This window comes from Paenibacillus sp. JT22N12, assembly GCF_056269365.1.
This window is the reverse complement of record NZ_JBWDNU010000001.1, coordinates 719,877-733,904: the sequence shown is the minus strand read 5'-3', so window position 1 is coordinate 733,904 and position 14,028 is coordinate 719,877. Positions and strand designations below refer to the sequence as shown.

Here is a 14,028-nt window from a genome sequence, read left to right as displayed (position 1 = left end):
AGTGATGGGCAAATAGATTTTCAGCGTATCATAGCCAATAAATTATAGGCTGTCCCCCAAAGTTGTACGAATTGACAGGGTACATTGGTCCAGACACTTAATTTAGTATTTCCATATACTTGGAAGTAGGGCATATAGCTTAATAAAAGAACCTATGGAGCAGGATTATAAGTGATTTTCAGCAGTTCGGCTCCACCCATAATAAACTGTGAAATGATTAAACGGCTATTATATTTTTGTTCTGTGAACAAGCCTCGGAGGTCTCATATGCCTGAATATAAGAATGGAGATAAGAATAACAAAAAAGTTCGAAGGAAAGTAATCAATTTCGCACGATCTTATAAAGGTAAACTGATTTATATCTTTGGAGAAAAGGAAATTAATATCGGTTATGGCGATTGCTCAGGCTTTTGCAATTATGTGTTTAGTAAGACCACTGGAATCGATATTGGTGACAAAACTTCGCTCCAGATAAAGCAAGGTAAAAAAATTCCGAAAAACGAAGCACGTACCGGCGATATCATTTTTTTTAAAAATACGTACAGAAAAGCTGTATCCCATGTCGGAATTGTTACAAAACCCGGTTATTTTATCGGCCTTCAATCAAGAGGAGGCTGCAGAGAGAGAGGCTACCTTAACGGATTCTGGAAAAATAAATTTATGCATATAAGAAGAATATTAAACTTATCAACAAGTGAGATGGTGAAGCTGAAAATGGTGAAGAATAAAGCTTCATCTACCAAAAACATCCCTTTAATAGTAAATGTACACGTCGTGACAAGCACCGGCAATCCAATCAAGGATTCAATAATCAAAAAGGATTTAAACCGGGCGAGTAAGATATGGGAATCAAGCAGAATCACCTTCCGTTTAAAATCCATAACCAGACATACAGATGAATCCTATAAATTTAAAAACGGTGAATTTTCAGGTGGCGTTCTCTTGAATAAGCAGCCCAAAAAAGTACAAAATTTAATAAGGTATAGCCCAAAAGGCAGCACTCGAAATGATGTGGTAGTCATTTATATGAATGCCAAATCATTTAAGGATGTTGAGGCGAAGAGAACAACAACCGGAGCAATTTATTTTTTTGGCAAAAAAGCAGGTCCAAGAGTTGCAACAATCCTGCTTGCTTCGAATTCCAGAGAACGGGCGCAGATGCTGGCGCATGAATTAGGTCATGCTTTGTTTGTAAATCCCGTTACAGGCAGATCTATTAATCCTAGCCGAACAATGGACCCCAAAGAAACGTCACATGACTCGGATAAAAAAAATCTGATGTATCCCAAACCTCCGTCAAAACCGCATATCAATCAAACCCAACGTGAAAAAGCCAAAAAGAGTACGTTAATAAGAACGAATTAAGGGAAAAATTTCTGATCATGATAACGACAATCCCATCCGTGTCAAAAATGATGCAAAGCATTCTGATATAACTAAACCCCGCTGGCAAAATACCATCAAAGTTCTCAGGTCCAACTCTGATCGTGCCCAGCAAGTTGGAAGCAACAAAGGCCGTATACGTCAACTGTGGTGTAATCGGCGGATTGATGTCATCGGCAGAGAACGTAATGACTTGGGGAGCGGCCACAGCCAGGCTAAAGGTTGATGTGGCCTTGTAACGAAGGTTTATATTCGCTGCATATGAAAAATCCTGCCGATCTCGTAACTGGCGGGATTTTTTTGCTCCGCTTTTTAATGTTGGGCTTACCGTTCAAGGATTGACGATGCTTGAAATACAGGAAATAACTGCAAAAAGAGCCATCCGCAAAAATGCTGTTCACTGCGGATGGTTCTTTTGCAGTTGAAAAACAGGCAGGCAGATCAAAGGCGTCATGATCCTTCTCTAAAGTGGTGGATTATATGGTTTTATAGAAAAGAAAGCGTTGACAATAGGGTATTAATTGGTTATCTTAATTCTAAAGCCACGTAAAACAACAATATGAGCGAATTAAAGCGTCATAATCCGTCAATATTGTTGCCGGATGGCTTGGAAAAAGGGGAGGAAGCTGTAAATGAAGCTGAAAAAATCAATGTTTGTTCTTCTCGCGACCATGCTCGGCGCCAGTATATTCTTGTCGGCGTGCGGCAGCAACACAAGCAATACCGGCACAGGCAACACCAACACCTCTGCGGATTCAACCGGATCTTCGAAGGACAAGGTCACAATCGACTTCTGGACATTTTGGGGATCAGAGACGCGCAAGCCAATCATCGAGAAAATTATTGACGATTTCAACAAATCGCAGGACCGCATCACAGTCAAACATACTTATTATCCGTTTGGCGACATTTGGACCAAAGAGCTGGCAGCCGTGGCCGCGGGGAATCCGCCGGATGTGATTGTGAATGACATCAACGCCACAAGCCAGCGCGCGGATAAGAACCAGAATACGAATTTGAGCGAATATTTGAAGAAAGACGATATTAAAGACCGCTTCTTCCCGCAATTATGGGATACCGTTATTTATAAAGACGAAGCTTACGCACTTCCTTTTACGACTGACACGAGAATGATGTTCTACAATAAGGACCAATTCAAGGAAGCGGGCCTTGATCCGGAGAAGTTCCCGAATACATGGGCCGAGCTTGAAGAAGCAGCGAAGAAGCTCGATAAGAAGGATGGCGACAAATACACCCGGATAGGTTTCTCGCCGCAGTATGGAGGCTTCGATTGGGGCAGTATCGCGATGAATTTTGACAAAGGCATCAACTGGTTTGATCAGGACGGCAAGCCGGTCATCAATGACAAGGCGCATCTGGATGCGATGAATTATGTGCTGGATAACGCCAAGCGGATCGGACAGAAGAACCTGGATAATTTCAAAGCGTCATTCGGCAGCAAGCAGGCGAATCCTTTTATCGCCGGTCAGGTATCGATTTGGCCAGAGGCCACGACGTTCTATACGCAGATCCGCGATTACGGCCAGAACCTGAACTATGGGGTTGCTCCGATCCCTGAGGTGGAGGACGGCTCCGGGCATTACAGCGTCGGCGGGGGCTTCGTCGTGGAAATTCCGAAGGGCGCGAAGCACCCGGACGAAGCATGGGAGTTCATGAAGTATCTCACTGATAAATCGGCTCAAACCTATTGGGCGGAAAAGAACTTTGACAGTGTAGCGAACAAGGAAGCGGCTAACGATCCGGAGCTGATGAAGAATCCGGTCTATAAAGCGGCTGTCGACAATATGGAAGTCACCAAAATATTTCCGACGCCGGTCAATGCGCCAGACTTCCTGAACCTTATCAATCCGAATCGGGATGCGGCCATTCTGGGCCAGGTGCCTCCGCAGGAAGCGCTGGACAAAGCTCAGAAGGACGTTGAAAATCTGTTGGAACAAAATCAATAGCCATACTCTTGAGGGGAGTGGTTGCCAAACAATCGCTCTCCTCATTCATTGCCTCCCGACTCAGGCAGAAAGGGGAATGACCATGGCCTCAGCCGCCAATAAGAATAGAATGGGCTTGCAGCAGCGCAAGGAAGCAAGACAGGGCTTTATATTTGTATCTCCGTGGATCATCGGTTTTCTGGTGTTCACGGCCGGTCCGCTGATTTTCTCGCTTTATGCGAGCTTTACCAATTATGATATCACCTCGCGGCAGGAATGGATCGGAACTCAAAATTACACCAATATGTTCTTCCATGATCCCTTGTTCTGGAAGTCGCTGTACAACACCTTATATTATGTCGTCATCAGTGTGCCGCTTACCACGCTTGGCTCGCTTTTGCTGGCCGTTATGCTGAATCAGAAGATTCCCGGCATGAAGGTATTCCGGACGGTCTTTTATTTGCCTTCCATCCTCTCTGGCGTCGCTTTATATATCCTGTGGCAAATGCTTCTGACCCCGGGGACAGGTCTGATTAACGTCATGATCGGCTGGTTCGGCGTGGACGGCCCTGCCTGGCTGGTGGATCCGGTCTGGACGAAGCCGGCGATTATTCTCATGAAGCTGTGGAGCGTCGGCGGCGGGATGCTGCTCTATCTGGCCAGTCTCCAAAATGTGCCCGAGCAGCTGTACGAAGCATCCGAGATCGACGGTGCGGGTACGATCCGGCGCTTCTGGCATATTACAGTTCCCATGATTACGCCCGTGCTTTTATTTGAGCTCATCACCCACCTGATCGGAGCTTTTCAGATTTTCCAGGAAGGTTATGTGATGTCCAATGATATGAACGCTCCGGGATCTCCCGTGAACTCGCTGTTATTCTTCAACCTGCATATGTTCCTGAAGGCCTTCAAGGTGTATGACATGGGCTATGCGATGGCAATGGCCTGGTTCCTGTTTGTGGTGGTGATCGTAATGACGATTATCAATATGCTGCTGTCGAAATATTGGGTTCATTACGAAGGGGGGGATAACCGATGAGCGTCAGAACCGCTGCTCCCGATACCCGTTACTTTCAAAGCCGTAGGACTAAGCAAAGAATAGGGAGGACCATTCTGCTGCTCGTACTGATCGGTTTCTCCATCATCATTCTCCTGCCTCTATGGTGGATGATCTCGACCTCGCTTAAATCGCTGACCGAGATTATGTCGTTCCCGCCGACCTGGCTTCCGAAGGTGATTCATTGGGAGAATTACGAGCTCGCTTGGAGCAAAGGCAATTTTGCCCGTTATACGCTCAATACCCTGTTTTTGGCCGCTGTCGGCGTTATATCGCATGTTTTGTCCAACACGTTTATCGCCTATGGCTTTGCGAAGATCAAGTTCCCCGGGCGGGGCTGGTTGTTCTCGGTCATGCTGGGAACCATGATGATTCCAAGCTTCGTAACCCTGATTCCGCAATATATCATGTTTTCCAAGTTTCATTGGGTCGGGACCTATCTGCCGCTGACGGTTCCCGGTTTTTTCGGGGCGGCTTATCAGATATTCCTGATCCGCCAATTCTTTATGTCGATACCGAATGAATTGATCGAGGCTGCCAAGATCGACGGTGCAAACCATTATTATATCTGGTGGAAAATTATGATACCGCTCGCCAAACCGGCGGTTGTCGTTATTGCAATTATGACTTTCCAGGGCGCGTGGAACGATTTCCTCGGACCGCTCATTTACATTAACCAGGAATCGATGTTCAATCTGCAAATCGGCCTGCAATCGTTCAAAGGGCAAGAAACGACGCAGTGGCATTATCTGATGGCGGGCTCGCTCATGGTCATGCTGCCGGTGATCGCGTTATTCTTTTTCTTCCAGCGTTATTTCATTGAAGGGATGAATATATCGTCCGGTACCAAGGGCTAGCAAAGCTTCTTGCAAAAAAGAAATTTCTGCCGGACATCGCATAGCAATCTGGCGGGATACAGGATAGGAGCTGTTGATGTGAAAAAGCTTGCCATTATTCATACGACGCCCGTGACAGTGGAGCCGCTCAAGGAGCTGGCCCGTCAGGTGATCGGTGAAATTGAAATCTTCAATTTCGTGGATGATTCGATTCTGCCGCAGCTTGCCGGCAATGGCGGGGATCTCTCGGCGGTTGAATACCGCTGGATGCATTACGCGCAGTTCGCTGAGCAGGCCGGGGCCGACGTCATTCTGAGTGCCTGCTCGTCTGTAGGTCAGCTGGCCGATCGGGCTGACTCCCGAATGAGTGTGCCGGTCCTCCGGATCGATGAGGCGATGGCCAGTGAGGCTGTACGGCGAGACCGGATCGGAGTGGCGGCCACGCTGCAGACCACGCTCGGTCCGACGATGCAGCTGATCAGAGAGAAAGCGGCGCAGGCTGGCAAAGAGGTGGAGCTGGTTCCGGGGCTCGCCGATCGGGCATACGGGAAGCTCATGCAGGGAGACCACGAGGGGCATGACGAAGAGCTGGCGAAGACGCTCATGGATCTCGCTGGCCGGACCGATGTCGTTGTGCTGGCCCAGGCTTCAATGGCGCGGGTTGTGGCTAAGCTGCCGGATGCTGCGCGGAGCAAGTTTCTGTCAAGCCCCCGGTCCGGCATGGAGAGCGTGAAGAAGCTGCTGGCCGGAGACGGGAAATGAGCCTGCTCGGCATCGATATAGGCACCACCAACTGCAAGGCGGGCCTGTTCCGCGAGGACGGATCCGTTATTCGGATCGCAGGCAGGCCAACGATTACCGGCCGCGACCGGAATGGCATGCCGTTCTTTGATCCACAGGAGCTGTGGCAGACGATTGCCGCTTGCATACGCGAGGTCGCCGGAGCTTTTGATGGAGGGCGAAGCGGCAACGGGGGGCGAGGGCTCAATAACGAACTGTCGATTGCAGCGATCGGCATCGCCAGCATGGCGGAAAGCGGCATACTGGTGGAAGCCGGCACGGGTGAGCCGAAAACCATGTTCATCCCCTGGTTCGACCGCCGCTCTGCGAAGGAAGCGGAGGATATCGCCTCAGAGGACGATGCCTTCGCCCGGTTCCAGTCAACCGGTCTGACGTCCAGCTTCAAGTATGGTCTGGCCAAGCTGCTGTGGCTGCGCCGGAACCAATCGGCAGTTCTTCAACATTCGGTATGGCTGTCAGCCGCAGATTATATCGCGTACCGGCTGACAGGCGTAATGGCGACGGATTATTCGCTTGCCGGACGCACATTTGCCTTCGATATTCGGAGCAAATGCTGGGATGAGGACTGGATCAGACACTTTGGCATGAGCCCGTCGCTTTTTCCGCAGCCGCTTCCGGCTGGAACCGCGATAGGGCGCACAAACGGGCCGGGCGCTACACAAGCTGGCCTTCCGGGCGGCGTACCGGTGGCGGTCGCCGGCCATGATCATGCTGCGGCGTCGATCGCTGTCGGCGCTGTGAACGAAGGCGATACCTACGATTCCATCGGGACAGCGGAGACGCTTGTCGGCATGGTGACGGACCGGCCTCTGACGAAGGAGGATTTTGCTTCGGGTCTTTCCTACGGACTTCACATCGTGCCCGGCTTGTCCTTTTGGATGGGCGGCATTTCCGCTTCGGGCGGGTCCATTGAATGGATGAGAGGCATTCTGGGAGAACAAGCCCCGCTTTCTTATAAGGACGTTATCCGTCTGGTGGATAAGGCGCCGGATGGACCGACGAATATTATGTATTTCCCATACTTGTCCGGCTGCGGTGCGCCGATGCCGGACGCGAATGCCCGCGGCGCTTTCATCGGATTAACCGCAGACCACGGTCAGCCTCATCTGCTGAAGGCTGTGCTGGAAGGCGCGGCATTCCAGATGGAAGCGATCCGCAGAGCGGCGGCGGGTGCTTCGGGCACAGCCGGCGGACGTATTGTCGCTGTTGGCGGGGGCACCCGCAACGAGGCATGGATGCGCATTAAAGCGGATATATCCGGGTGCCGCATCGATGTGCCCGATCTGGATGAAGCGACGCTGCTGGGCGCGGCTTTGACGGCCGCCATCGGCGCCGGTATCTACCGGGACGCTGCGGATGCCGTCTGCTGCGCAGTGAACGGCCGGCCGGCACGGGTATATAAGCCGGACAATAGGCGCCGCGAGGCGTACTGCCGGATTTTTGAACATGGATATCTAGCCATTCAGCAGCCGCTGAGGGATATATATAGACAATTGACGAAGGAGCTGGAGAAAGATGAAGAGAGAGAAACCAATTAATGTTATTGTGCTGAAACAAGGGATGGAACAGGCAGAGAAGGGGGGCTACGCACTGGGTTCATTCTCGCCCCGGTATACCCCGATGATTGCAGCCGTCCTGCGGGCAGGCCAAAAAACACAGTCGCCGCTTATTGTTCAAATTTCGAGCAAGGAGCTGGTGCGCTACAGCATCACGCCCAAAGAGTTCGCAGATGAATTTTATGCCTGTATCGAATCCGAGCAGATTACCGTTCCCGTTGTGCTTCATCTTGATCATACGAAGGATATGGCAGTCATACAAGACGCGATTGCCGCAGGCTTCACATCGGTCATGATCGATGCATCGGAGAAATCGCTGGAGGGCAATATCTCCGACTCCAGGGAAGCGGCAGAGTACGCTCACCGAAACGGAGTTTCCGTCGAGGCGGAGCTCGGGATGATCGGAACGACCGATTTTGTCGAGACGGATCATGACGAGGAACTGTACACGGACCCCCAGGAAGCGCTGCGGTTCGTCAATGAGACCAAGGTTGACGCTCTTGCGGTCTCATGCGGCACTGCTCATGGCGTCTATATGGTGAAGCAGCCGAGCATCGACTACAATCGGCTGCAGGCGATCCGCAAGCTGACCCCGGTTCATCTTGTGCTGCACGGCGGATCGGGAGTGCCGGCAGAGATGATGAATAAGGCGATTACCCTTCCCGGCGGCGGCGTCAGCAAGGTGAATATTGCGACGGACCTGGAGCTTGCGTTCCTAGGCGCGCTGGGGCGCGAAGAGCGCATGACGAATGAGGCGTGCAGGAGCCTCTCGCCTGAGGATCTGGAAAAAGGTCGCGCAGCGGTCGAAGCAGCCGTTACGGATAAAATGATGAATTTTCTTGGCTGCGCCGGAAAAGCGGAATCGTTCGACTATCAGACAAACCAGCAATAAATGATCCGGCAGTTATGTGCAGGCTTTATCCCTATATTTCCTTCCAGGAGTGTGAATGAACCGCATGAAACAGAATGAGAAGAAGCTGTATATGATCGGCAACGCCCACTTGGACCCTGTCTGGCTCTGGCCATGGCAGGAGGGGTTCCAGGAAACGAAAGCGACGTTCCGTTCGGCGCTTGACCGGATGAAGGAGTATGACGATTTCATCTTCACATCCAGCTCCGCACAAAATTACGAATGGGTGGAAGAGAACGATCCGGCCATGTTCCGGGAGATTCAAGGCCGTGTCGCCGAAGGGCGCTGGGTTATTGTCGGCGGCTGGTGGGTTCAGCCGGATTGCAATATTCCCGGCGGCGAATCATTCGTCCGGCAGGGCTTGTACGGCCAGCGGTATTTCAAGGAGAAGTTCGGCGTTACCGCCAAAGTCGGATACAATGTGGACAGCTTCGGCCATTTCGGCATGATGCCGCAAATCCTCAAGAAGAGCGGCATGGATTATTATGTGATGATGCGCCCTATGCCCAATGAGAAGGGGCTGCCCGGCCGGTTGTTCAAATGGGAAGCGGATGACGGTTCGTCTGTGCTGGCCTTCCGCATCCTGTTCGAATACTGCTCCTGGGGGAAGGATCTGGAGAACCACCTCCGGCGCTGCGAGAGCGAGCTCAAGGCCCCGTTCGACCAGCTGATGAGCTTCTACGGAGTCGGCAACCACGGCGGCGGCCCGACAAGGGAAAACATCGACAGCATCAAGCGGCTGCAGAAGGAAGACGACGGTCTGGAGCTTGTATTCAGCTCGCCTAATGATTTCTTCGAAGATATGGAGAAGCTGAATCTGCCCTTTCCTGTCGTCCACGACGACCTGCAGCATCATGCAAGCGGCTGTTATGCCGCCCATTCCGGGGTGAAGCAATGGAACCGGAGAGCGGAGAATCTGATGGTGACAGCGGAGAAGCTGTCCTCGATCGCCGCCTGGACGACTGGCCAGCCTTATCCGAAAAATTTTGACCGCGCCTGGAAAAACATCCTGTTCAACCAGTTCCACGATATTCTGGCAGGGACGAGCATCGAATCGGCATACGACGATGCGCGCAACGAATATGGCGAATCTCTTGCTATTGCTGCACGAGGCTTGAATTATGCCGTTCAATCGCTGTCCTGGAATATCAATATCGAGGACGAGGAGAACATGAAGCCGGTCGTCGTCTTTAATCCTCATGCCTGGGAGAGCCGCGTTAATGTTGAAGTTGAAGTCGGCAGCTTCAAGGACGAGCATGTGCTCGTGGATGACGAGGGACATCCGGTTGCGTTCCAGAAGGTTCAACCGGCAGCCACCAGCAACGGGCGCTTCCGCCTGAGCTTTATCGCGCAGCTTCCGCCGCTTGGTTACCGGGTCTATAAATTCACAACAAATCCGTCAGCTTCGAGGGCAGCGGCAGCGCCGATTAAGGCGAATGATTATTCGATGGAGAATGACCGTTTCCGGCTCGAATTCGACCCGGCAACCGGGTACATCGTCTCTCTCCGCGACAAGCGCAGCGGGGTTGAAGTGTTCCGGGGAGCAGCGGCCAGGCCCGTCGTCATCGAGGACAAGACGGATACATGGAGTCATAACGTGTTCCATTTCAACAATGCAGTCGGTGCGTTTGGCGCCGCCAGCGTTCAGCTCGTAGAGCATGGACCGGTCAAATCCGTGATCCGCGTCAAGAGCAGGTACGGCAGCTCCCATCTGGTGCAGGACTTCACGATGTACAGGGAGCTTGACCAGATTGACGTGAAGGCGACGATTGATTGGCGCGAGCAGTTCAAGATGCTCAAGCTTGTATTCCCGGTCAACCTCATCTTTACCCGCCAGACGTATGAGCAGCCGTACAGCTTTATCGAGCGGGAGCACAATGGCGAGGAGGAGCCGGGTCAAACGTGGATTGACTACTCGGGCATTGCGAGAGAGAACAACAAGCTGTACGGCGTCAGCCTCATGAATGATTCCAAATACAGCTACAGCATTCATAACAAAGAGATGGCGATTACGATGCTGCGCAGCCCGATATATGCCCATCACGATCCGCTTGTTCCATCGGCGACGGGACATTATTCGTTTATCGACCAGGGCATTCAGACCGTGCATTATTCGATTCTCCCGCATGAAGGCAATTGGGAAACGGCAGGAACCGTCAAGCGCGCCGCGGAGCTGAACCAGCGTCCGGTCACGGTGATCGAAACGTATCATCAAGGCGATCTGCCGCAAAAGGATTCGTTCCTGTCGGTCGACAAGGATAATGTGCTGGTCAGCGTTGTGAAGAAGTCCGAGGATAACGACGATCTCATTGTCCGCGCGTATGAAACGACCAGAACGGGCACAAGGGCTGTCATTTCGCTGCCGAAATGGAATCGGACCATTGAAGCGGATTTCGGCCCATGCGAAATCAAGACATTCCGTATTCCGAAGGATGCGGGCCAGCCGGTCACGGAGACCAACCTGATCGAATGGTAAGGGTCGAAGACATAACAGGAGCAGCTGTCCGGACTTAGATGCGATTGATTGGGAGGAATGTATATGATTGCGAAAGCAGACGGAGTAAAGGAGCTGCAGGAAGTCGGACGCTATCTGATGAATTATGAGCTGGCCTGGGGCAATGCCGGCAATATCAGCGTCAGAACCGCTCCCGACCGTTACCTGATCTCCGCCAGCGGAACGTACCTGGGCGAGCTTGCGGATGACGATCTGGTAGAGGTCGATCTGGGAGGCAAGCCCGTCGATCCCATGGGCAAAAAACCGTCCAAAGAAATGCCGATGCATGAGGCTGTCTACCAGACGAGGCCGGAGATCAATGCCGTCCTGCATGCATCGCCCTTCAACAGCACATTGATAGCATGCGCGTATGTTGATCCTCCCGGTGATCTGTTCGTCGAGACGATGTATTATTTGGAGCGGACCGCACGTGTGCGCTATTGTCATCCCGGCTCCAGAGAGCTTGGTGAGGCGGTGCGGGAGCAGGCCTCCAAAGCGAATGTTCTGCTGCTGGAAAACCACGGCGTTCTTGTATACGATACAAGTGTCAGGGAAGCGAGGATGTCGCTTCATACTTTGGAGATGGCATGCCGTATGGCTATCACGGCCCGCAGTGCGGGAATCCAGTTACAACCGCTTGCCGCGGAAACGGTACAGGATTTTATTGCAAACTCCGGTTACAAGCCGGTAAGGGAGTGGCCCTGATGATCGGTATTGTGGCAGACGATATAACAGGTGCCGGCGACGTCGGCATCATGTTCGCCAAGTCAGGTTTCCGGGCAGATGTCTACGCCTATGACGCAGCCGGGCTGCAGCCCGAAGCCGAAGCGGACGTGTACATTCTCGATACGGATTCCCGTTTTGATGACCTTGATGCCGCTTATGCTAAAGTGAAGCTTGCCACAGCTCAGCTTCGGGAACTTGGCTGCACCGCCTATTTCAATAAAACATGCTCCGTGTTCCGGGGCAATATCGGCGCGGAATTCGATGCGATGCTCGATGAGCTGGAAGCGGATTTTGCGGTGGTCGTGCTTGGCTTCCCCAAGAATGGACGCACCACATTGGGAGGCATCCATTATGTCAACGGTATGAAGCTGGAAGAATCCCATTTTCGGCATGATCCCGTTCACCCAATGCTGGAATCGGATCTGGTCAGCATCCTGCAGAGTCAGACGAAGCGAAGGGTGAGCCTGATTGATTTTGAGGTAATCGGGCAAGGAGCAGAAGCGCTTCGGGAAGAAATCGGCAGGCGCCGGGCTGCAGGAGGCTATGTTATTCTCGATGTTGCAAGTCAATCCATGCTTGCTGTAATTGCGGAAGCTATCAGGGATGAACGCATTATTTGCGGCGCTTCCGCAATAGCGGAGGAACTGGCCTTGTTGATGAAAGAACGCGAGAGCGGCGGAGCGGATTCGCTGCAGGTTCCTTACCGGCCGGACCTTGGCATTCTGATTGCTGCAGGCAGCCTGACACCGCAAACAGCGGCACAGGTTGAAGCCTACCTGAGCTCAGGAAGGCCGGCATTCCGCCTGGACCCGGAGCAGCTGCTTGAGGAAGGCGGACGCCCGGAAGAAACCGGACGCTTGTCGGATGCAATTGAGCGGACGATTCTTTCCGGAGAAGATGTCCTGCTGTATTCGGAGAACCGGCCGGGCAAGGTAGCACAAGCCAAGCGGCTTGCCGCGGACTTCGGAATGTCCAATACGCAGGTATCCAGGCTTGTATCCGGGACGATAGCCGAAATCGCCGACCGGGTGCTGCGAGGCACGGGGCAGAACCGCATCATTGCTGCCGGAGGTGATACATCGGCAGCCATATGCTCGCGCCTGGGTATAAGCGGAATGCGGATATACCGGGAAATCGAGCCGGGCCTCCCATCAAGCCTGTCATTGTCACGGAAACGCCCGCTCATGCTCGTGCTCAAATCCGGCAGCTTCGGCGGACCTGATTTTTTTGAAAAGGCAATTGAACATATGAAGAGCCGACAGGATCGGTTATAATGGGGTAAATTACCAGCCGGACAAGGATACTGTCTGTCACTAAACCGGCAGGTCCGATTCAATCGCAAGGGGGAATGACAATGATCGTCGTCGAGAGGCGCAACCGAATCAAAGAGCTGCTCATAAAAGAAAGAAGCGTCAAGGTGGCCGATCTTGTGCGTGAATTCAATGTATCCGAGGAAACGATCCGGCGTGATTTGAATCAACTGGAGCAGGAAGGCCTCATCGTCAAGAATTACGGCGGCGCGATACTCTCGGACGATTTGCAGGTGGCCTTCAATCAAATTCCTCCGGTGCAGCAGCGGAAATTCGAACTGTTCGAGGAGAAGGACGCGATTGGCGCCGCCGCCGCATCGTTTGTTGAGGATGAGCAGATCGTTATTCTCGATTCCGGCTCCACAACATGGTGCGTTGCCCGCCACATGAAGCAACTGAAACAATTGACGATCGTGACCAATGGGGTGAATATTGCGGAGGAATGCGCTAATTCGGAAGAAGCGGATATTTTCCTGCTTGGCGGCAAACTCATTAAGAAATCGATGAGCCTTGTCGGTCCCCAGGCGGAAGCGGAAATGCAAAAATATAATGCCCATTATGTCTTCCTTGGCACATCCGGCATCTCACTCAAGAAGGGATTTACAAGCTCCGACCTGTATGAAGCGGAAATCAAGCGGGCAATGATCGAAACCGCCCAGAAAGTCGTAATTGTTGCCGATCACAGCAAATTCAACCGTCAGGCCCTTCTTTCCTTCAGCAGCTTCAGCCAAGTCGATATTCTCATAACCAGCGACCTGGTGGAACCGGCCATACTTAAAGCGATTGAATCCCATGGCGTCAAGGTTATCGCTGTTCCGGTGGGACAAGACCACTGAAGAAAGTCCTGATCCTGGCCGCACACCAGGGTTGCCCGCTGGAATAAGACCACAATGGAGCGAACGCTTAAGCCCAATTCTCCACGAATGCGATTCGCGGAAGGCAGGGACAGCGCGGGTTGTCGGCTCGGCGATTACGAAATGATCGGAAATCCGAAAAGCAATAGGGGCGG

Annotated in this window: 11 protein-coding genes; all 11 read left to right on the top strand. The window is 52.3% G+C overall.

Annotation, left to right across the window (positions count from 1 at the left end):
• Positions 1 to 267: 267 nt before the first annotated feature.
• The 11 genes from AC0YOA_RS03050 (at position 268) to AC0YOA_RS03000 (ending at position 13,855) form a co-directional block, all read left to right on the top strand.
• Entirely contained in the window at positions 268 to 1,365 is a 1,098-nt protein-coding gene (locus AC0YOA_RS03050) for an NlpC/P60 family protein (RefSeq protein ID WP_475785346.1), read from the top strand.
• A gap of 650 nt (positions 1,366 to 2,015) precedes the next feature.
• Positions 2,016 to 3,350, top strand: a complete 1,335-nt coding sequence (locus AC0YOA_RS03045) for an ABC transporter substrate-binding protein (RefSeq protein ID WP_475785345.1) — start codon at positions 2,016 to 2,018, stop codon at positions 3,348 to 3,350.
• Between the two features lie 76 nt (positions 3,351 to 3,426).
• Positions 3,427 to 4,368: a carbohydrate ABC transporter permease gene (locus AC0YOA_RS03040; protein WP_475785344.1), complete on the top strand. Its 942-nt coding sequence runs from the start codon at positions 3,427 to 3,429 to the stop codon at positions 4,366 to 4,368.
• Positions 4,365 to 5,243 carry a carbohydrate ABC transporter permease gene (locus AC0YOA_RS03035; protein ID WP_210043953.1) on the top strand — a complete coding sequence of 293 codons (879 nt, stop codon included), beginning with the start codon at positions 4,365 to 4,367 and terminating at the stop codon, positions 5,241 to 5,243. The genes AC0YOA_RS03040 and AC0YOA_RS03035 overlap by 4 nt, the downstream gene beginning before the upstream one ends.
• Positions 5,244 to 5,321: 78 nt before the next feature.
• Positions 5,322 to 5,984, top strand: coding sequence for an aspartate/glutamate racemase family protein (locus AC0YOA_RS03030; RefSeq protein WP_475785343.1), 663 nt, complete (start codon positions 5,322 to 5,324; stop codon positions 5,982 to 5,984).
• Positions 5,981 to 7,561 (top strand): FGGY-family carbohydrate kinase, encoded by a 1,581-nt coding sequence (locus AC0YOA_RS03025; RefSeq protein ID WP_475785342.1) that lies wholly within the window; start codon positions 5,981 to 5,983, stop codon positions 7,559 to 7,561. Before AC0YOA_RS03030 ends, AC0YOA_RS03025 begins: the two co-directional genes overlap by 4 nt.
• Positions 7,539 to 8,471: a class II fructose-bisphosphate aldolase gene (locus tag AC0YOA_RS03020; RefSeq protein ID WP_475785341.1), complete on the top strand. Its 933-nt coding sequence runs from the start codon at positions 7,539 to 7,541 to the stop codon at positions 8,469 to 8,471. Before AC0YOA_RS03025 ends, AC0YOA_RS03020 begins: the two co-directional genes overlap by 23 nt.
• Before the next feature lie 55 nt (positions 8,472 to 8,526).
• Entirely contained in the window at positions 8,527 to 10,965 is a 2,439-nt protein-coding gene (locus AC0YOA_RS03015; protein ID WP_475785340.1) for an alpha-mannosidase, read from the top strand.
• A gap of 63 nt (positions 10,966 to 11,028) precedes the next feature.
• A complete protein-coding gene (locus AC0YOA_RS03010; protein ID WP_475785339.1) occupies positions 11,029 to 11,688 on the top strand; it encodes a class II aldolase/adducin family protein in 660 nt (219 codons plus the stop codon).
• Positions 11,688 to 12,983, top strand: coding sequence for a four-carbon acid sugar kinase family protein (locus AC0YOA_RS03005; RefSeq protein ID WP_475785338.1), 1,296 nt, complete (start codon positions 11,688 to 11,690; stop codon positions 12,981 to 12,983). Before AC0YOA_RS03010 ends, AC0YOA_RS03005 begins: the two co-directional genes overlap by 1 nt.
• Positions 12,984 to 13,063: 80 nt before the next feature.
• Positions 13,064 to 13,855 carry a DeoR/GlpR family DNA-binding transcription regulator gene (locus AC0YOA_RS03000; protein WP_475785337.1) on the top strand — a complete coding sequence of 264 codons (792 nt, stop codon included), beginning with the start codon at positions 13,064 to 13,066 and terminating at the stop codon, positions 13,853 to 13,855.
• Positions 13,856 to 14,028: the final 173 nt, after the last annotated feature.

Bases quoted from the DNA above. Each gene is read 5' to 3' on its own strand.
- AC0YOA_RS03050 (WP_475785346.1), top strand. From the start codon at position 268: ATGCCTGAATATAAGAATGGAGATAAGAATAACAAAAAAGTTCGAAGG.
- AC0YOA_RS03045 (WP_475785345.1), top strand. From the start codon at position 2,016: ATGAAGCTGAAAAAATCAATGTTTGTTCTTCTCGCGACCATGCTCGGC.
- AC0YOA_RS03040 (WP_475785344.1), top strand. From the start codon at position 3,427: ATGACCATGGCCTCAGCCGCCAATAAGAATAGAATGGGCTTGCAGCAG.
- AC0YOA_RS03035 (WP_210043953.1), top strand. From the start codon at position 4,365: ATGAGCGTCAGAACCGCTGCTCCCGATACCCGTTACTTTCAAAGCCGT.
- AC0YOA_RS03025 (WP_475785342.1), top strand. From the start codon at position 5,981: ATGAGCCTGCTCGGCATCGATATAGGCACCACCAACTGCAAGGCGGGC.
- AC0YOA_RS03020 (WP_475785341.1), top strand. From the start codon at position 7,539: ATGAAGAGAGAGAAACCAATTAATGTTATTGTGCTGAAACAAGGGATG.
- AC0YOA_RS03015 (WP_475785340.1), top strand. From the start codon at position 8,527: ATGAACCGCATGAAACAGAATGAGAAGAAGCTGTATATGATCGGCAAC.
- AC0YOA_RS03010 (WP_475785339.1), top strand. From the start codon at position 11,029: ATGATTGCGAAAGCAGACGGAGTAAAGGAGCTGCAGGAAGTCGGACGC.
- AC0YOA_RS03005 (WP_475785338.1), top strand. From the start codon at position 11,688: ATGATCGGTATTGTGGCAGACGATATAACAGGTGCCGGCGACGTCGGC.
- AC0YOA_RS03000 (WP_475785337.1), top strand. From the start codon at position 13,064: ATGATCGTCGTCGAGAGGCGCAACCGAATCAAAGAGCTGCTCATAAAA.